Below are 18,071 nucleotides of genomic sequence, written 5' to 3' on the forward strand. Positions count from 1 at the left end.
CCCGTACTGCCGCAGGCAGGGGACAGCGCGGGGGACCGGCCATGAGCAGGATCGTCGCCGGCGCCGCGGGCGGAACCCCGCTGGCCAACGTCCCGGGTTCCCTGACGCGTCCCACCACGGACCGCGTCAAGGAGGCCCTGTTTTCCCGGCTGGATGCCTTCAACGTGCTCGGCGGCGCCCGCGTCCTGGACCTGTACGCCGGATCCGGTGCCCTCGGGGTTGAAAGCGCCAGCAGGGGAGCGGAGACCGTCGACCTCGTGGAGTTCGACGCCAAGGCCAGCGCCGTTTGCCAGCGCAACGCCGATCTCATCAACGGAGTCCTGGGCCGCAAAGCCGTCACGGTGCACCGCTCCAAGGTCGAGTCCTTCCTGGAACGGACGGCCGGGGACACCAAATGGGACGTCGCCTTCCTGGACCCGCCATATCCCCTCGGCGAGCCCGCGCTGGCGTCGGTCCTGGAAAAGCTCGCGGCGCACCTGAACGAAGGGGCAGTGGTGGTGGTGGAGCGCTCATCACGCGCCACCGAACCCGGGTGGCCGGACGGCCTGGAGCGCTTCGCGGAGAAGAAGTACGGCGAGACCCGGCTGTGGTACGCCGAACCGTCCAGCGGCCAGGACGTGGACCTCGCGCTGGAGGACTAATTTTTACGGCTGGAGGGCTAGTTCCTACCCGGACAGCCCGTCCAGCTCCACACCGGCCAGGACCCTCGCCGGATGGGGCCCACGGGCCGTCAAGGCGGCAGTCCACTCGGGCGGCCATGGCTTCCGGGTGCCGGCAAGGATCATGTTGCCCGGATACTTTCCGGTGAACATGCCCGCCTCGGCGCAGGCGGCCACGTCCGTCATGGCCCTGCGCAGCGCGGCTACCTGGCTCCGGACGAGGGTCAGGCCGGGCTCGTCGCCGACATTCACGATCAGCACGCCGCGTTCGGTGAGGAGCGCCGCCGCCTCCTGGTAGAACTCGGTGCAGGCGATGTGGCCAGGCGCCTCCGGTCCGGAGAAGATGTCAAGGATAACGACGTCGAACCGGAGCTCCGCGGGCAGTTCCGCCAGGGCAGCGCGCGCATCACCGATGACCGTGTGGAGGTCTGTGCCCTCCGGCAGCGGCAGCCGCTCCAGCACGAAGTCCAGCAATTCGCGCTCCAGTTCCACGGCGTACTGCACGGATCCGGGGCGGGTCACCTGGATGTACCGCGCCAGCGTCAGGGCCCCGGCGCCCAGGTGCAGCGCGCGAATTGGCTCACCCCACGGGGCGGCGAGGTCCACGATGTGGCCGATGCGGCGCAGGTACTCATAAAAGATGTCCTCGGGGTCGGCGAGGTCCACGTGGGACTGCTCGGCCCCGCCAATGCTCAGCACGAACCCGCCGTCCGTAAACGTATCCGGTTCTATGACCGCGTGCTGGCCGATGCCACGCAGGAAACGCGATGCCCGGGTGCCGCCGGCCACGGTCAGAGCCTGTCCCGGAGGGTGGCCAGCCGCGTGGCCGCCTCCTCGAGGATGTCATTGCGCTTGCAGAACGCGAACCGCAGCAGGCTGCGGGTCCGCTCCGCTCCCTCCGGGTGGCAGAACACCGGCACCGGAATCGCTGCCACGCCCACCAGCCCGGGCAGGCGCCGGGCCAGGTCCACGGAGTCGCGGATACCGAGCGGCGAAGTGTCCACGTTGACGAAGTAGGTGCCGTCGGGCGTGAACACCCTCAGGCCCGCTGCGCGCAGCCCCTCGCTGAGGATGTCGCGCTTCTGCCGCAGCGTGGCGGAGATGCCCTCGTAGAATTCATCGGGCAGGGCCAGCGCGGCGGCGATGGCGCTCTGGAACGGGGTGCCGGAACTGTAGGTGAGGAATTGCTTCACCGTCCGCACGGCCGCCACCAGGTGCTCCGGGCCGCTCAGCCACCCCACTTTCCAGCCGGTGAACGAGAAGGTCTTGCCTGCCGAGGAGATGGTGATCGTCCTGTCGGCGGCGCCCGGCAGCGTGGCCACCGGAATGTGGCGGACGCCGAACGTGAGGTGTTCGTACACCTCGTCCGTGATGATGATGGCGTCATGCTTCCGGGCGAGGTCGACGACGCGCTGAAGCACCTCGCGCGGGAAGACGGCACCGGTCGGGTTATGCGGGTTGTTTAGCAGCACCACCTTGGTGCGGCGGGTGAACGCCGATTCCAGGGCAGCGGTGTCGGGAAGGAAATCAGGGGCAAGCAGCGGGGCGGTGACATGCGCGGCACCGGACAGCCCGATGATGGCGCCATAGGAGTCGTAGAACGGCTCGAAGGTCAGAACCTCATCCCCCGGACCGACGAACGCCAGCAGGGACGCGGCGATTGCCTCCGTGGCGCCGGTGGTGATGATGATCTCTGTGTCGGGGTCCGGTTCCAGCCCGTAGAACCGGCTCTGGTGTGCGGACACGGCCCTCCGGAGCTGGGGGATGCCTTTGCCGGGCGCGTACTGGTTGGAGCCCTCGGCGATCGCCGCCTGGGCTGCCGCCTTGATTTCCGCAGGGCCGTCCTCATCCGGGAATCCCTGGCCGAGGTTGATGGCGCCGGTCTGCATGGCCAGCGTGGTCATCTCCTCGAAGATCGTCACGCCCAGGGCGCCGTCCGTTCCCAGCAGGTTCGCCCCGGTGGCCGCACGCTGCCATGGCGCCGGAAGTGAATGTGTCATTGGTTTCCTGCCTGTCTGTCCGGCACTCTTTCCTGCCGCGGGCGCGTGGGCGGCGGGTGCCCCAGTCATGGTATCCCGGCCTGCGGATACGGTAGGTTCGGAGCATGAGACGCGCCGTATGCCCAGGCTCCTTCGATCCCATCCACAACGGACACCTCGAGGTGATTGCCAGAGCCGCGAGCCTGTTTGACGAAGTGATCGTCGCCGTGTCCACCAACTATGCCAAGAAGTACCGGTTTCCGCTGGAGGAACGGATTGAGATGGCCAGGGAGACGCTGGCCTCGCTGCGCGGCATCGTGGTGGAGCCGGTCGGAGAGGGCCTGCTGGCGGAGTACTGCCGCCAGCGCGGGGTGTCTGCCATCGTCAAGGGGCTGCGGTCGTCGTCGGACTTCGACTACGAGCTTCCCATGGCCACCATGAACCGCCAGCTGAGCGGCGTGGAGACCGTGTTCCTTCCGGCCGAGGCGCACTACGTCCACCTCTCCTCGACGCTGATCAAGGAAGTGGCTTCCCTGGGCGGGAGCGTCTCCGAATATGTTCCGCGGTCTGTGCTGAAACGGCTGCTTGCGGGCGCGCCTTCGGCCGGCCACCCTTCCAGGGGGTAGGCTGGTCCGGTACGTTTCCGGTGCACGCCGGCCGCGTGCCCGGGCGTGGCATCCGGTTTGAGTCCGTCAGGGAGTTCAGGCTAAGATGGTACGTCGGTCATATGTTCAACAGGAGTTCTCATTAAGCGAGATGCAAGTTCGCCCTTGATGTTTGACGTCAAGGACCTCGGGCGCAGCCCGGGGAGCATGCGTACACTGACGGAACATGTACCCGCGCCGGAAGATCTCGGCGTGGCGCTCATTGGTGTTCAGGAAGGCTCGGATATCGAGCTCGACCTGAGGCTGGAGGCCGTACACGAAGGAATTCTGGTATCAGGAACCGCCCTCGCCGAAGTAAAAGGTGAGTGCGGCCGATGCCTGGATCCCCTTGCGTATGACCTTGAGGTCAATGTGCAAGAGCTTTTCTTCTACGAGGGCGCCCTGCCCTCCGACGAGGAAGACGATGAAGAGCAACGTCGAGTCGAGCACGATCTGATCGATCTTGAGCCGGTGTTGCGGGACGCAGTCGTGACCGCGCTGCCGTTCCAGCCGGTGTGCCGGGAAGACTGCCAGGGTCTGTGCTCCGAATGCGGGGCGCGCCTGGAAGACGATCCGGGGCACCACCACGAGGTCGTAGATCCTCGCTGGGCTGCCCTGGCTGATCTGGCTAAGCCTGACCGGCAAAATTGATTTGTAAGTGTTTTTCTAGAGAGAAATGAGTTAGCCGTGGCTGTTCCCAAGCGGAAAATGTCTCGCTCGAATACCCGCGCCCGCCGTTCCCAGTGGAAGGCAACCGCGCCCCACCTGGTGAAGACCGTCGAGAACGGCCAGGTCACCTACAGCCTGCCGCACCAGGCAAAGGTCGTCACCGACTCGGCTGGCACTGCGCTGTTCCTTGAGTACAAGGGCCGCAAGGTCGCGGACGTCTAATCGGCCCCCAAGCTGATCAGGATGTCTTCAACTGAAGAGCTTCTGAAGCGTCTCGGTGTCTTCATTGACGCCGGGACGCTTCGTCTTGCTCTGACACACCGGTCGTACGCCTACGAAAACGGCGGCATACCCACCAACGAGCGCCTTGAGTTCCTGGGCGACTCCATCCTGGGCTTCTCCGTCACCGATGCGCTGTACCGCGACAACCCGACGCTTCCCGAAGGCGACCTGGCCAAGCGCCGGTCAGCTGTCGTGAGCACGAGGGCCCTCGCCGGCATCGGCCGCAGCCTGGGCATCGGGGACTACATCTACCTCGGCCAGGGGGAGAAGCTCACAGAAGGCAAGAACAAGGCCTCGATTCTGGCTGACACCATGGAAGCGCTCATCGGTGCCACCTACGTGTCCAACGACATCGAGACCGCCCGCCAGCTGGTGATGCGCCTCATCGGTCCGCTCCTTAAGGACGCGGCAGCCCTCGGTGCCGGCACGGACTGGAAAACCAGCATCCAGGAGCTGGCGGCCAGCCGGCAGCTGGGCAGCATCTACTACGCGGTCGAGGGCTCCGGTCCGGACCACGCACGCACGTTCGTCGCCGAGCTTCAGATCGGCGGAACTGCCTACGGAAAGGGCTCCGGCCACTCCAAGAAGGAAGCCGAGCAGGAAGCTGCCGCGGATGCCTGGCGGAGGCTTTCCGCCCCCTCGGAATCCGCCACGGGCAGCTAAGCGCCCGTGCCTGAACTTCCCGAAGTCGAGGTGGTCCGCCGCGGCCTGGTCAACTGGGTCCGCGGCCGGACCATCACCGCCGTCGACGTGGTGGACCCGCGGTCGGTGCGGCGGCATGCCCTGGGGCCCGAGGATTTCGCCGGGAACCTGGAGGGGGCCAAAGTCCTCGACGTCGTCCGCCGCGGCAAGTTCCTGTGGATGCCGCTGCAGGGGGACGGGGAGACGCGGTTCAATGCACATGGCAGCGATTCCGGGTTCCCCGGGGTCGCGCTCATGGCGCACCTGGGCATGAGCGGGCAGCTCCTGATGCAGGACAGTTCGGTCCCGGACGAGAAGCACCTGAAGGTCCGGCTGCGGCTGAGCCGCGTTGAAAGCATGCCGGAGCAGCTGCGCTTTGTGGACCAGCGGATCTTCGGCGGCCTGTTCGTCACCACGCTCGTCCCCACGGACGACGGCGGGCCCGGCGGGAGCGCGGAGGACCCGGTGCCGGTCATCGCCGAGGAGGCCTCGCACATCGCACGCGACCCCCTGGACCCGCACTTTTCCTTCGACGCCTTCTACCGCCGCATCCGGAAGCGCAAGACCGGGCTGAAGCGCGCACTGCTGGACCAGGGGCTCGTCTCCGGCATCGGCAACATCTACGCGGACGAGGCCCTGTGGCGGGCAAAGCTGCACTACGCCCGGCCCACTGACACCCTCCGCCGGAGTGAGGCAGAGCGCGTCCTCGCCGCTGCCCGCGACGTCATGACCGATGCCCTGGCCGCGGGCGGCACCAGTTTCGATTCGCTGTACGTCAACGTCAACGGCGCGTCCGGTTATTTTGAACGGTCCCTCAACGCTTACGGCAGGGAGGGGGAGGAATGCCGGCGCTGCGCGGCGGTGGGGGTCCGCAGCATCATGAAGCGCGAACAGTTCATGAACCGCTCCTCCTACACCTGCCCTGTCTGCCAGCCGCGGCCGCGCAACGGCCGCTGGTGACCACCCCCACGGCGTTCCGTGAAGGCCGGAGGGCCGCAAATCCGGGGTTCCCGGCCTGCTTGCCGCTAGATTTGGGGGAGGACCAGCAGCCGCCGCCACTATGGAGATCTGAAAAACCTTGCACCTCAAAAGTCTGACCGTCCGGGGCTTCAAGTCGTTTGCGTCGGCCACGACGTTCGACTTCGAGCCTGGCGTCACGGCGGTCGTCGGGCCCAACGGCTCGGGTAAGTCCAACGTGGTGGATGCCCTCGCCTGGGTCATGGGGGAGCAGGGCGCCAAAACCCTGCGCGGCGGCAAGATGGAGGACGTCATCTTCGCCGGCACATCCGGGCGCCCGCCGCTGGGCCGCGCGCACGTCTCGCTCACCATTGACAACACCGACGGCGCCCTGCCGATCGAGTACAGCGAAGTCACCATCTCGCGGACACTGTTCCGCACCGGCGGTTCCGAGTACGCCATCAACGGTTCGGCCTGCCGGCTCCTGGACATCCAGGAACTCCTCTCCGACTCCGGACTCGGCCGCGAAATGCACGTGATCGTGGGGCAGGGCCAGCTTGACCGGGTCCTGCACGCCACCGCCGAGGACCGCCGGGGCTTCATCGAGGAAGCCGCCGGCATCCTCAAGCACCGGCGGCGGAAGGAAAAGACCGTCCGCAAGCTGGAGGCGATGCAGGCGAACCTTCAGCGGCTCAGCGACCTGACCGGTGAAATCCGGCGCCAGCTCACGCCGCTGGGCAAACAGGCAGAGGTGGCACGGCGCGCGCAGACCGTCCAGTTCGAGGTACGCGATGCCCGCGCCCGGCTGCTGGCCGATGACCTGGTCCAGCTCCAGAACGCACTGGCCCAGGACATCGCCGATGAGTCGGCGCTCAAGACGCGGCGCACCGTCGTCGAAACCCAGCTTGAGGAGGGCCGGCGGCGGCAGGCTGCCCTGGAGCAGCTCGCCGCGGAGGCGACTCCGGCGCTGAACGCGGCCCGGGATACCTGGTACCAGCTGTCCGCCGGACGGGAGCGCCTGCGTTCCCTCGCATCCCTGGCCCAGGAACGCTGCCGACTGCTGGGATCTGCGGATCCTGCGCCCGAACCCGGCCGGGACCCGGAACAGCTGGAACGGCAGGCCGCGCGCGTGCGCGGCGAGCAGGCGGACCTGGAACGGGACATCATCGAGAGCCGTGCCGCGCTCGAAGCCGCAACTGCCGCCAAGTCGGCGGCTGAGGATGCCGCCGCGGCCGAGGAGAAGCGGCTTACCGCCGCCCTGCGTGCTGCCGCGGACCGCCGTGAGGGCCTGGCACGGCTGGCCGGTCAGGTGGGAGCGGCGCGGTCCAAGGTGGAATCTGCCCAGGCGGAAGTCGGCCGACTGCGCGAATCCCTCGCCGCCGGCGATGAGCGCCGCCGGAAGGCCCAGTCCGAGTTCACCGCGCTGGAGTCGCAGGTGGCTGGCGTCGAGGACGGCGAGGAAACCCTCGACGCCGAATACGAGGACGCCAGCGCCGCCCTGGACGGCATCCTCGCGGAGATCGATGCGCTGAAAAGCACGGAACGGGACGCCGTCCGCGAGCGGGACGCGCTGAAGGCCCGGCACGAGGCCCTTCAGCTGGGTCTCAACCGCAAAGACGGCTCCGAGCATGTCCTCGGTGCCGGTGTGGCCGGGACCGTTGGCCCGCTCGCTTCGGCCCTGACTGTTGAACCCGGCTATGAGGCGGCCGTTGCCGCTGCCCTGGGCAGCGCTTCGGACGCCATCGTGGTGCAGGATGCCGGGACGGCGGCGGAACTGGTGCGCCTCCTCAGGGATGACGACGCCGGCCGGGCCACGCTCGTCCTCGAGACCGCTGAAGCCAAGGACCCTCCTGCCGCGGCCCTTACTTCAGCCGCCCGCGCGGCCTTGCCGTCCGGCGCCCGCCCGGCTCCGGACCTGGTTACGGCTTCCGGAACCACAGGGGAAGCCGTGCGCACCCTGCTCGGCGCCACCGCCGTCGTCGAGGACCATGCCGCCGCGGCGGAACTCGTCGCTGAGCATCCCGGCCTCACGGCGGTAACGGTTTCCGGAGACGTTTTCACTGCCTGGACCGTTACCGGCGGTTCCGCGAAGGCACCCTCACTGCTGGAGGTGCAGGCCGCCGTCGACGATGCCGCATCCCGTCTGGCGGCAGTCACTGCCGCGCTGGAACAGTGCCGTTTTGCCCTGGCCGCCGCCGGGGCCCGCCGGGCGGAAGCCCAGGAACGGGCGGACGCTGCCCTGGACCGGCTGCACGAATCGGATGCGCGGCTGGCCGCGGTTGCCGAACGGCTGGGCCACCTCAACTCTGTCCTGCGCAGCGCCGTCGGTGAAAGCGAACGGCTGGCCGCCTCGCTCGCCCGCGCTGAAGCCAACATCGTCACCGAGCAGGAGGCGCTGGAGGCGGTGACCGCCCGGCTGGCCGCGGCGCAGGACGCCCCCGCCGAGGAGGAACCCTCCTCCGGGCAGCGGGACGCGCTGGCCCTGGCCGCAGCGCAGGCGCGGTCTGCCGAGATGGAGGCGCGGCTCGCCCTGCGCAGCCGCGAGGAGCAACTGACCGCCATCCGCAACCGGGCCGCCTCGCTGGAACGGGCGGCGGCATCGGAACGCCGTGCCCGGGAACAGGCAGCCGAACGGGCCCGCCGACGGAGAATCCAGGCCAAGCGGGCCGCGGCAGTCGCCGCCGCCGCCGAGCAGCTGGTCAGGTTCAGCGACGTTTCCGTGGAGCTGGCCAGCCGCGAGCGGGACCTTGCCGAGCAGGTCCGGGAGCAGCGGGACCGGGAGCTGGCGGACATCCGCACTGCCAACGATGCCCTGGCCCGCGAACTGGCGGAACTCACCGACTCGGTGCACCGCGACGAACTGGCGCGCGCCCAGCAGCGGCTCCGGATCGAGGCGCTGGAAACCAAGTCGGTGGACGAGCTGGGGCTGACCGCAGACCAGCTCGTGGCGGATTACGGGCCGGACCAGCCGGTACCCCTGCCTGCGGCCGCGTCCACGGACAAGTGGGCGGCACTGCGGGCGCCGGTCGACGCCGAGGGGCAGCCTGTGGTGGAGGGTGTGCCGTTCGTCCGGGAGGAGCAGGAAAAGCGGCTCCGCAAGGCGGAACGGGATCTCTCATCGCTGGGTAAGGTCAACCCCCTGGCCCTGGAGGAGTTCGCAGCCCTGGAGGAGCGCCACCAGTTCCTCAGCACCCAGCTGGAGGACCTGAAGGCCAGCCGCAAGGATCTCCTGGACATCATCAAGGAAGTCGATGACCGCGTGCAGAAGGTCTTCGCCGAAGCCTTCGCGGACACCTCGGCCCAGTTTGTGCGGGTCTTCGGCCGGCTCTTCCCCGGCGGCGAGGGCAGGCTGGTCCTGACCGATCCCACGGACATGCTCACCACGGGCATCGAGGTGGAGGCCCGGCCCGCGGGCAAGAAGATCAAGCGGCTGTCCCTGCTGTCCGGCGGCGAGCGGTCCCTGACAGCGGTGGCCCTGCTCGTGGCGATCTTCAAGGCCCGCCCCTCGCCGTTTTACGTCATGGACGAGGTGGAAGCTGCCCTTGATGACACCAACCTGGGCCGGCTCATCACGATCTTTGAAGAGCTCCGGGAATCCAGCCAGCTGATCGTGATCACGCACCAGAAGCGGACCATGGAGGTGGCCGACGCGCTCTACGGCGTCACCATGCGCGGTGATGGCGTATCCACCGTCATCAGCCAGCGGCTGGGAGCGGACGTCTAAGCAGGCCCCGCGGCTTGTGAGAAGCTAGGGGTGTGAATGACATTATCCCCATTCTTCTGCCCATTCTTGCTGCCCTGGTAGTCATTGGCGGGCTGATCCCGGTGCTCATGAAAGCCCGGAAATCCGGCACCCAGTATCCCGGCACCCGGGACGCCAACGACCCCGTTCAGCCGCTCGGCGGCGGAGGGACGCTCCTCGAGGACCGCCCGGCCGCGCCTGCGGCCCCTGCCGACCGTAAGGCGCCGGACGCCGTCGACCTTGAAGGACTCGAGGCCGAGGTCCCCGATGACGCCGCCGGCCTGGAGACCATCGCGGTAGAGACCCCTCTGCCCGTGGCCGGACGCCTCACGCGGCTCCGGGAGCGCCTGGTCAAGTCCAACAATGTCCTCGGCAAGGGCCTGCTGGCGCTGCTCTCCAGCGACAAGATCGACGAGAACGTCTGGGACGAGGTGGAGGAAACCCTGCTCCTGGCGGACCTTGGCACCGAGCCGACCATGCAGCTGGTGGACGCGCTCCGCGAACGTGTGAAGGTCCTCGGCGCCCGCGACCCCGAGCACGTCAAGGCGCTGCTCCGGGAAGAGCTCATTAAGATCGTGGACCCGTCCATGGACCGGAGCCTCCGGGTTGACCGGCACGCGGACCGGCCTGCCGTGATGATGGTGGTCGGTGTCAACGGCGTGGGCAAAACCACCACGGTGGGCAAGCTGGCCCGTGTCCTGGTCGCGGAGGACAAGGACGTCCTGCTCGGTGCCGCGGACACCTTCCGTGCCGCCGCTTCCGAGCAGCTGGCCACCTGGGGACAGCGCGTGGGGGTGCCCACGGTGAAGTCGGACATCGCCGGCGCCGACCCCGCGTCCGTCGCGTACGAGGCCGTCAAGGCAGGCATCGACCAGGAAGTCGACGTCGTCATGATTGACACCGCCGGCCGCCTGCAGAACAAGATCGGCCTGATGGACGAGCTCGGCAAGGTCAAGCGCGTCGTGGAAAAGCTGGCAGAGGTGGATGAGGTCCTCTTGGTGCTGGACGCCACCACCGGCCAGAACGGGCTCAACCAGGCGCGGGTCTTCGCCGAAGTCGTCAACATCACCGGCATCGTGCTGACCAAGCTGGACGGCACCGCCAAGGGCGGCATCGTCGTCGCGATCCAGAAGAGCCTCGGCGTGCCCGTGAAGCTCATTGGCCTGGGCGAGGGCGCGGACGACCTCGCACCGTTCGAAACCGAGGGATTCGTCGACGCCCTCCTGAACTGAGCGGCTCCCAACTAAATTGCAGAAGAGGGCGTTCCCGCGGCTGGGAACGCCCTCTTCTGCTAGCCGGCTGTCTGCTAAGCCGCGGGGCTGGGCTTCTGCACCGTCTCCCGCGCGGCCAGCCAGCCGAGGGCGGCAACCAGCAGCACGGCGCCTGTCGCTGCGAAGGCCCAGCTGTAGCCGAACCGGTCCGCCAGCAGTCCGACGAGCACCGGCCCGAGGATGGCACCAATGTCCGACGTCATCTGGAAGGCCGCCAGGACAGGTCCGCCCGAGCGCTCGCGGCCGATCACATCCGCCACCGCCGCCTGCTGAGCCGGGTTGAGCGCGCCCGCGCCGACTCCGGCCAGCAGCGACGCCGCCAGGAACCACTCCAGCCCCTGTGTGAGCCCGATTCCTGAGGTGGCCGCGCCGGTGACCACCAGGCCGGCCACCATCATCGGCTTCCTGCCCAGGCTGTCCGCCAGCCGGCCTGACACAGTGAGGGCGAGCGCGTTTCCGGCGGCGAAGACCGCCAGTGCCCAGCCGGCCGCCTCCGGCCCCGAGCCCAGCGCCGTGACGGCGAACAGCGGCACCGTGGCCATGCGCACGCCGAAGGTGGCCCAGCCGTTGGCGAAACTTGAGAACATGGCCGCCCGGTAGGCGCTGTCGCCGAGCGCCTCGCCGAGTTTCATGGGCGGCGCCCCGCCTGCCTCTCCGCGCGCAGAGCCGGGAACATGGCTCAGCTGCGTCTGCACCACCAGGGCCGCCAGGACCAGCGCGGCGGCGTAGGCCAGGAACGGGATCCGCAGCCCGAATCCTGCCAGCAGGCCGCCGACGATCGGTCCGCAGACGTTGCCGATCAGGAACGCGGAGGCGTACGCGCCCGAAACCCGGCCGCGGCTCTCCGGCGGAGCCAGCCTGACCACCAGCGCCATCGATGCCACGGTGAACATGACCGAGCCCGCGCCGCCCAGCCCGCGGAACACCAGCAGCTGCCAGTAGTTCTGGGCGAAGGCGCAGGCCGCCGTGGACGCCGCCACAATGAGCAGGCCCGCAACGTAGACGGGGCGCTCACCGAGCCGGCCGATGAGCGACCCGCCGGCGGGGGCGAACAGCAGCCGCATGAACGCAAAGATACTGACGATGACGGCGGCGGCCGTGGCGCCGACGTCGAACGTGGTGGCGAACTGCGGCAGCACGGGAGCCACCAGGCCGAAGCCCAGCGCTATCAGGAAGGCGGCGACGAGCATCACCTTGATGTCACGGGGCAGCGGAGCACCGCCGGGGCGGCGGACCGCGCTGAACCGGAGTTTGCCCGCGGCGTTACGGGGGAGTGGGGGCATGTTGCGGGGGAATCCTTGCAAAGCGGGCGGAACGGGCGTTTGGGGCGGGTGAAACATAACCGTAACAAGCAGGATATGCACCATTTACGTCAGGGAGGTTGTTGTAACAGACCGGCAATCTAAATCCTCAGCCAGCGAAACACACCGGGGCAAAACTTGATTCAGGACGCAAAAGGCGTTGGGCAGGCGGATCACTCCGCAGCATTTTCGATCAAGAGAGGACGTGCACCATGGAACTTACCGCAGGTCACGTATGGCTCATGGTGGCGGCGGCACTTGTGCTGTTCATGACACCAGGTCTGGCATTTTTCTACGGCGGCATGACGCGCGCCAAGGCTGCACTGAACATGATGATGATGAGTTTCATCTCCATCGGCATGGTCGGCGTGGTGTGGGTGCTCTGGGGCGCATCGATGAGCTCCGGCGAAGGATTCCTGCAGATTGTCGGGAACCCGTTCGCTACCTTCGGCCTGGAAGGCATCACCACCCCTGACGGACTGATCAAGGTCGGCTACGCGGCCACGTTCGCCATCATCACTGTTGCCCTCATCAGCGGCGCCATCGCAGACCGCGCGAAGTTCGGCGCCTGGAGCGTCTTCGTGCCCGTCTGGGTCACGCTGGTGTACTGCCCGCTCGCCTACATGGTGTGGGGAGGCGGACTGTTCGGCCCCGACGGCGCGGTTGGACAGGCGCTTGGCCCGGCCATTGACTTCGCCGGCGGCACCGTGGTCCACATCAACGCAGGTGTTGCTGCGCTGATCCTCGTCCTCATCATCGGCAACCGCAAGGGCTTCGGCAAGGACCCGAACCACCGCCCGCACAACGTTCCGTTCGTCATGCTCGGCGCAGCCATCCTGTGGTTCGGCTGGTTCGGCTTCAACGGCGGCGCCGCCACCACGGCGGAACAGGGCGGCCTGATCTGGATCAACACCCTGGCCGCTCCGGCTGCCGCCATGCTCGGCTGGCTCGTCACCGAGCGCATCCGTGACGGCCACCCCACCTCTCTGGGTGCGGCCTCCGGCGTGGTGGCCGGCCTGGTTGCCATCACCCCTGCCTGCGCCAACGTCAGCCCGGTCGGCGCCCTTGGACTCGGCGTTGTAGCCGGTGTGGCCTCGGCCCTGGCCGTCGGCCTCAAGTTCCGCTGGGGCTTCGATGACTCCCTCGACGTCGTCGGCGTCCACCTCGTCTCCGGCATCATCGGCACCGTGGCCCTCGGCTTCATCGCCCTTCCGACCGACGGCGTGGGCGGCGGCCTCTTCTACGGCGGCGGCCTTGCCCAGATGTGGGCTCAGCTGGCAGCAGCCGGCATCGCCATCGCCTACTCGGCTGTCCTGACCACGATCATCGCACTGGCCATCCACAAGACCATGGGCTTCCGGGTCAGCCAGGAGCAGGAAGTGGTGGGTGTGGACCTCAGCCTGCACGCAGAGACCGCCTACGAATTCGGCGTCGGCGGCCACGGCGGCAGCTTCCAGCCCCTGCATGAGCTGATCACCGGCAAGGTTCCGGCAACCGGCGGTCAGACCAGCGGCACGGACACGGTTCCCGCCGACGGCAAGAAGGCAGAAGAAGTAACAGGCAAGGAAAGCGTGGGGGCATGAAACTGATCACAGCAATTGTTCGTCCGGAGAAGCTCGAAACGATCCGCGAAGGCCTGGAGGCCTACGGGGTCCAGGGCCTGACGGTCAGCGCGGCCAGCGGCTACGGCCGGCAGCGCGGCTACACCGAGGTTTACCGCGGCGCCGAGTACAACGTGGACCTGCTGCCCAAGATCCGCGTCGAGGTGCTGGCCACGGACGAACAGGCTGACGACATCCTGGATGTCATCATCGCCAGCTCCAACACGGGCCGCGCCGGCGACGGCAAGGTCTGGACGGTCGATGTCTTCGAAGCAGTGCGGGTGAGGACGGGTGAACGCGGCGTAGCCGCCATCTAGCGTAGTCGCCAGCCCAACACAGCGGGAGGGCCGGTCACCTTACAACGGTGACCGGCCCTCCCCGCGCGTTAAGCAGTTCCTGTCGAGCCCGCCCGGTATTCCTCCAGCGGAACCTTGCCTGCTGCCCATGCCGCCAGCACCGGCTCGACGATCCGCCAGCATTCCTCTGCGGTGTCGCCCCTGACCGACAGCAGGGGATCCCCGGTCAGGACGCCTTCCAGCACTTCGCCGTAGGGCAGCAGTTCGGAGGCGTTGAGCTCGGCCACGAGGGCGGCCCGGTCCAGGCTGAAGACGTCCCCCGGCCCGTTGACGTCGACGCCGAGCTCCAGGGTGTCCGGGCCGAAGCCGATCCGGAGCGTGTTGGGGGTGTCCCTTCCGGTGAAGCCGGCGGGCAGGTGGGGAACCGGCCGGAACGTGACCACCGCCTCCTTGCGCTTGACCCCCAGCGCCTTGCCCGAGCGCAGGATGAACGGCACGCCGTTCCAGCGCCAGTTGTCGATGTTCACCTGCACCTCGGCCAGGGTTTCGGTGTTCCTGCCCGGGTCCACGCCCTCCTCCGCGGCATAATCGGGGACGTTCTTGCCGCCGAGGCTTCCCGCCACGTATCGCGCCCGCCGGGTGGTTTCCGTGTAGGGCTGCCTGATGCTGCTGGCCCGCAGGACGGCGGCAACCGCATCGCGGAGGTCGCGCTCGCCGATGGTGGCCGGCGGCTCAATGGCCAGCAGCGCCATGATCTGCAGCAGGTGGCTTTGGATCATGTCCCGCAGTGCGCCCGCCCCGTCGTAGTACCGGGCGCGTCCCTCGAGGGCGAGGTCCTCCTCGAAGATGATCTCCACCTTTTCGATGTGGCCGCGGTTCCAGACCGGCTCCAGGAAATTGTTGGCGAACCGCAGCCCGAGGATGTTCAGCACCGTGGCCTTGCCCAGGAAATGGTCCACCCGGTGGATGTGGTCCTCCGGGACCAGGGTCAGGAGTGTCCGGTTGAGTTCACGGGCCGATTCCTCGCCGGAGCCGAAAGGCTTCTCCATGACCAGGCGTGTGCCGGCGGGGACCTGCTCCGGGCGCAGGATTTCGCAGGCCTTCTGGCTCACCTGCGGAGGCAGGGCAAAATAGACCGCGACCGGCCCCTCGAGTTCGGCCAGGAGCTGCGCCAGCGGGCCATCGGCCGTGACGTCGGCCTGGCGGTATTCCGTGGACTTTTCCATGGCCGCCAATGCGTCCCTGCCAGAGGAGCCCGCGGTCCCCGAGGCTGCCTCAAAAGCGGTGTGTACGCGCTCCTGCCACTGTTCCAGGGACCACGGATCCGAACCGGCGCCCACAAGTTTCAGGCCGGGCGCACGTCCTGTGGCCACCAGCCTGGCCAGGCCCGGGAGGAGGAGCCGGCCGGTGAGATCGCCGGAGGCACCAAGGATGAGCAGGGTTTTCACAGTCGTTTGGCTCGTCACCCTGCCAGCATGCCACCTGCAAGGCTGACTTGATACCCTAGATAGTCGAGTCCCGTACATCCACTGAAAGAAGTGCACGGCGCGTGTTCAATTCACTCTCTGACCGGTTGACAGCAACCTTCAAGAACCTCCGCGGCAAGGGCCGCCTCACCGAGGCAGATGTCGACGCCACGGTCCGCGAGATCCGGCGCGCCCTCCTGGATGCGGATGTTGCCGTGCCCGTGGTCCGCGAGTTCACCGGGCAGGTCCGTGAGCGCGCGCTCGGCGCCGAGGTTTCCGGGGCACTGAACCCCAGCCAGCAGATCGTGAAGATCGTCAACGAGGAGCTCGTCGAAATCCTCGGCGGCGAGACCCGCCGCATCCGGATGGCCAAGACCGGCCCCACCATCATCATGCTTGCCGGCCTCCAGGGTGCCGGCAAGACCACCCTGGCCGGAAAGCTCGCCAAGTGGCTGAAGGCCCAGGGCCACAGCCCCATCCTCGTCGCCTGTGACCTCCAGCGCCCCAACGCCGTGACGCAGCTGCAGGTCGTGGGCCAGCGCGCCGGAGTTCCCGTCTTTGCACCGCATCCGGGCGCCACCTCGGAGCTGGAGCACCCGGCAGGCGATCCGGTCGGCGTCGCCCGTGCCGGCGTCGAGGAAGCACGCCAGAAGCTGCACGACGTCGTCATTGTTGACACCGCCGGACGCCTCGGCGTTGACGCGGACATGATGGAACAGGCGCGCCAGATCCGCCGGGCCATCGTGCCCAACGAAGTCCTCTTCGTGATTGACGCCATGATCGGCCAGGACGCCGTCAACACGGCCATGGCCTTCGATGAAGGCGTGAATTTCACCGGCATCGTGCTGTCAAAGCTCGACGGCGATGCCCGCGGCGGTGCCGCGCTGTCCGTTTCGTCGGTCACCGGCAAGCCTGTGATGTTCGCCTCGACCGGTGAAAGCCTGGACGACTTTGAACTGTTCCACCCGGACCGGATGGCCTCGCGCATCCTGGACATGGGCGACGTCCTCTCCCTGATTGAGCAGGCGGAAAAGTCCTGGGACAAGGAAGAAGCCGCCCGGATGGCGAAGAAGTTCGCCGACCAGGAAGACTTCACCCTGGACGACTTCCTCGCCCAGATGCAGCAGATCCGCAAAATGGGCTCCATGAAGAAGATGCTCATGATGATGCCCGGTGCCCAGAACATCAGGCAGCAGCTGGAGCAGTTCGACGAGCGCGAGATTGACCGGGTCGAGGCAATCGTCCGCTCGATGACGCCGCATGAGCGTTTGGCTCCGAAGATCATCAACGGTTCCCGCCGGGCCCGCATCGCCCGTGGCTCGGGCGTGCACGTGTCCGAAGTCAACGGGCTGCTGGAGCGCTTCGGCCAGGCGCAGAAGATGATGAAGAAGATGGCCCAGGGCGGCGGGATGCCGGGGATGCCCGGTATGCCGGGCATGGGGGCAGGCGGTGCCCGCAAGGGCGGCAAGAACGCCCCCAAGAAGAAGGCCCGTTCCGGAAATCCCGCCAAGGCGGCGCAGGAGCTTCGCGAGGCGGAGGCAAGGCGGGCGGCCGGGGCCAAGGCAGTGCCTACCGGAGCTGCGTTCGGCCAGCAGTCCGGCGACTTCGACCCGTCCCAGCTGAACCTCCCCAAGGGCTTCGACAAGTTCCTGGGCGGCAAATAAGGCGCACGGTCACGTCGGCCGGCGCCGATGTCGGACCGCTGCCATAAGGTTGGGTCATGTATAAGCAGCGGGTAGTGTTCGTCCACGGAGCCGGAAACTTCGGCTCCGCGGCGTGGCCGCGCCAGCATGGCATGGCACTGCAGTACGACGCCCTGTTCCTGCGGCGGCATGGTTTTGACGCCGAAGCGGAACCGCTGGAGACCGACTTCGCCGAGGACGCCCGCATCGTGCTGCGTTCCCTGGCCGACGACGGCCGGGGAGCCGCCGGGGGCCACGTGGTGGCGCACGCACAGGGCGCCATCGCCGCGATGATGGCCGCCGTCGAACGCCCCGACCTGGTCTTCTCGCTCACGCTCGTGGAGCCTGCCTGCCTGTCGCTCACCGCTGAACTGCCGGCTACTGCCGCCCATCGCGCCCTGATGGAACCGCTGTTCGAGGTCCGGCACCAGCTCGGCGACGACGATTACGAACGTGAGTTCTTGCACCGTGCCTTCGCGGCGGATTCGCCGGAGCCCAGCACCCCTGAGGCCAAACGCGCTGCCAGGCGGCTGCGGCTGCAGGCGCCGCCGTGGCAGGCCCCGCTGCAGATAGTGCCGGGTGTTCCCACCCTGGTCCTCACCGGCGGCTGGGAGCCGTTGTACGAGGAAATCGCGGGTTACCTGCGCGAGACCGGTGCCGTGCACCGCATCGCTGCGGGAGGGCACCGGCCCCACGATTCACCGGAAGGTGACCGCCACATCAGGTCATTCATCGCCGACGTCAGCCGGCGGCAGCAGCAGCCGCAGGCTTCCTAGCGTTTCCCGTCCCGCGTTCAGCGTTCCGTCCCACGTCCGGCCGGCCCCCAATGCCAGCCGGACGT

At 67.9% G+C, this 18,071-nt stretch carries 16 protein-coding genes; 12 read left to right on the plus strand and 4 right to left on the minus strand.

Features of this window, described 5'->3' with window-relative positions; translation table 11 throughout:
• Positions 1 to 41: 41 nt before the first annotated feature.
• Positions 42 to 641, plus strand: a complete 600-nt coding sequence (gene rsmD, locus BWQ92_RS19010) for a 16S rRNA (guanine(966)-N(2))-methyltransferase RsmD (RefSeq protein ID WP_076802204.1) — start codon at positions 42 to 44, stop codon at positions 639 to 641.
• Positions 642 to 665: 24 nt separating this feature from the next.
• Here rsmD and BWQ92_RS19015 read toward each other — a convergent pair whose 3' ends face one another.
• Both BWQ92_RS19015 and BWQ92_RS19020 read right to left on the minus strand, forming a co-directional pair.
• Complete coding sequence (locus BWQ92_RS19015) at positions 666 to 1,448, minus strand: spermidine synthase (RefSeq protein WP_172804308.1); 783 nt, start codon at positions 1,446 to 1,448, stop codon at positions 666 to 668.
• Between the two features lie 2 nt (positions 1,449 to 1,450).
• Positions 1,451 to 2,659 carry an aminotransferase class I/II-fold pyridoxal phosphate-dependent enzyme gene (locus BWQ92_RS19020; RefSeq protein ID WP_076802207.1) on the minus strand — a complete coding sequence of 403 codons (1,209 nt, stop codon included), beginning with the start codon at positions 2,657 to 2,659 and terminating at the stop codon, positions 1,451 to 1,453.
• Between the two features lie 104 nt (positions 2,660 to 2,763).
• Here BWQ92_RS19020 and coaD point away from each other — a divergent pair, with 104 nt between their 5' ends.
• The 7 genes from coaD (at position 2,764) to ftsY (ending at position 10,845) form a co-directional block, all read left to right on the plus strand.
• A complete protein-coding gene (gene coaD / locus BWQ92_RS19025) occupies positions 2,764 to 3,264 on the plus strand; it encodes a pantetheine-phosphate adenylyltransferase (RefSeq protein ID WP_076802210.1) in 501 nt (166 codons plus the stop codon).
• A 144-nt stretch (positions 3,265 to 3,408) separates the two neighbouring features.
• Entirely contained in the window at positions 3,409 to 3,933 is a 525-nt protein-coding gene (locus BWQ92_RS19030) for a YceD family protein (protein WP_076802212.1), read from the plus strand.
• 36 nt (positions 3,934 to 3,969) lie between these two features.
• A complete protein-coding gene (gene rpmF, locus BWQ92_RS19035) occupies positions 3,970 to 4,173 on the plus strand; it encodes a 50S ribosomal protein L32 (RefSeq protein WP_009356569.1) in 204 nt (67 codons plus the stop codon).
• A gap of 21 nt (positions 4,174 to 4,194) precedes the next feature.
• The gene (rnc, locus tag BWQ92_RS19040) at positions 4,195 to 4,896 is read left to right on the plus strand and encodes a ribonuclease III (protein WP_076802213.1); all 702 of its coding nucleotides are present in this window, start codon (positions 4,195 to 4,197) and stop codon (positions 4,894 to 4,896) included.
• 6 nt (positions 4,897 to 4,902) lie between these two features.
• Positions 4,903 to 5,874, plus strand: a complete 972-nt coding sequence (gene mutM / locus BWQ92_RS19045; protein WP_076802216.1) for a bifunctional DNA-formamidopyrimidine glycosylase/DNA-(apurinic or apyrimidinic site) lyase — start codon at positions 4,903 to 4,905, stop codon at positions 5,872 to 5,874.
• Positions 5,875 to 5,992: 118 nt separating this feature from the next.
• Positions 5,993 to 9,595, plus strand: coding sequence for a chromosome segregation protein SMC (smc, locus tag BWQ92_RS19050; RefSeq protein ID WP_172804309.1), 3,603 nt, complete (start codon positions 5,993 to 5,995; stop codon positions 9,593 to 9,595).
• A 32-nt stretch (positions 9,596 to 9,627) separates the two neighbouring features.
• Positions 9,628 to 10,845: a signal recognition particle-docking protein FtsY gene (ftsY, locus tag BWQ92_RS19055; RefSeq protein WP_076802218.1), complete on the plus strand. Its 1,218-nt coding sequence runs from the start codon at positions 9,628 to 9,630 to the stop codon at positions 10,843 to 10,845.
• Positions 10,846 to 10,919: 74 nt separating this feature from the next.
• On the opposite strand, the gene BWQ92_RS19060 is transcribed toward ftsY, so the two are convergent.
• Entirely contained in the window at positions 10,920 to 12,167 is a 1,248-nt protein-coding gene (locus BWQ92_RS19060) for an MFS transporter (RefSeq protein WP_076802220.1), read from the minus strand.
• A gap of 230 nt (positions 12,168 to 12,397) precedes the next feature.
• Between BWQ92_RS19060 and BWQ92_RS19065 the strand changes: the two genes are divergently transcribed.
• On the plus strand, positions 12,398 to 13,768 hold the full coding sequence (locus BWQ92_RS19065; RefSeq protein ID WP_076802222.1) for an ammonium transporter: 1,371 nt from the start codon (positions 12,398 to 12,400) through the stop codon (positions 13,766 to 13,768).
• A complete protein-coding gene (locus BWQ92_RS19070) occupies positions 13,765 to 14,103 on the plus strand; it encodes a P-II family nitrogen regulator (RefSeq protein WP_009356573.1) in 339 nt (112 codons plus the stop codon). The genes BWQ92_RS19065 and BWQ92_RS19070 overlap by 4 nt, the downstream gene beginning before the upstream one ends.
• Positions 14,104 to 14,171: 68 nt before the next feature.
• Here BWQ92_RS19070 and BWQ92_RS19075 read toward each other — a convergent pair whose 3' ends face one another.
• The gene (locus BWQ92_RS19075) at positions 14,172 to 15,548 is read right to left on the minus strand and encodes a glucose-6-phosphate dehydrogenase (protein WP_076802224.1); all 1,377 of its coding nucleotides are present in this window, start codon (positions 15,546 to 15,548) and stop codon (positions 14,172 to 14,174) included.
• Positions 15,549 to 15,631: 83 nt separating this feature from the next.
• Here BWQ92_RS19075 and ffh point away from each other — a divergent pair, with 83 nt between their 5' ends.
• Both ffh and BWQ92_RS19085 read left to right on the plus strand, forming a co-directional pair.
• A complete protein-coding gene (ffh, locus tag BWQ92_RS19080) occupies positions 15,632 to 17,212 on the plus strand; it encodes a signal recognition particle protein (protein ID WP_076802227.1) in 1,581 nt (526 codons plus the stop codon).
• Between the two features lie 56 nt (positions 17,213 to 17,268).
• Positions 17,269 to 18,006: an alpha/beta hydrolase gene (locus tag BWQ92_RS19085; RefSeq protein WP_076802230.1), complete on the plus strand. Its 738-nt coding sequence runs from the start codon at positions 17,269 to 17,271 to the stop codon at positions 18,004 to 18,006.
• Positions 18,007 to 18,071: the final 65 nt, after the last annotated feature.

This window comes from Arthrobacter sp. QXT-31 (assembly GCF_001969265.1).
Taxonomy (GTDB): Bacteria; Actinomycetota; Actinomycetes; order Actinomycetales; family Micrococcaceae; genus Arthrobacter.

What these genes read in the sequence shown, in the direction of transcription:
- BWQ92_RS19020 (WP_076802207.1), bottom strand. Translation starts at nt 2,659, where the DNA reads ATGACACATTCACTTCCGGCGCCATGGCAGCGTGCGGCCACCGGGGCG.
- BWQ92_RS19060 (WP_076802220.1), bottom strand. Translation starts at nt 12,167, where the DNA reads ATGCCCCCACTCCCCCGTAACGCCGCGGGCAAACTCCGGTTCAGCGCG.
- BWQ92_RS19065 (WP_076802222.1), top strand. Translation starts at nt 12,398, where the DNA reads ATGGAACTTACCGCAGGTCACGTATGGCTCATGGTGGCGGCGGCACTT.
- coaD (WP_076802210.1), top strand. Translation starts at nt 2,764, where the DNA reads ATGAGACGCGCCGTATGCCCAGGCTCCTTCGATCCCATCCACAACGGA.
- BWQ92_RS19070 (WP_009356573.1), top strand. Translation starts at nt 13,765, where the DNA reads ATGAAACTGATCACAGCAATTGTTCGTCCGGAGAAGCTCGAAACGATC.
- BWQ92_RS19085 (WP_076802230.1), top strand. Translation starts at nt 17,269, where the DNA reads ATGTATAAGCAGCGGGTAGTGTTCGTCCACGGAGCCGGAAACTTCGGC.
- rnc (WP_076802213.1), top strand. Translation starts at nt 4,195, where the DNA reads ATGTCTTCAACTGAAGAGCTTCTGAAGCGTCTCGGTGTCTTCATTGAC.
- rsmD (WP_076802204.1), top strand. Translation starts at nt 42, where the DNA reads ATGAGCAGGATCGTCGCCGGCGCCGCGGGCGGAACCCCGCTGGCCAAC.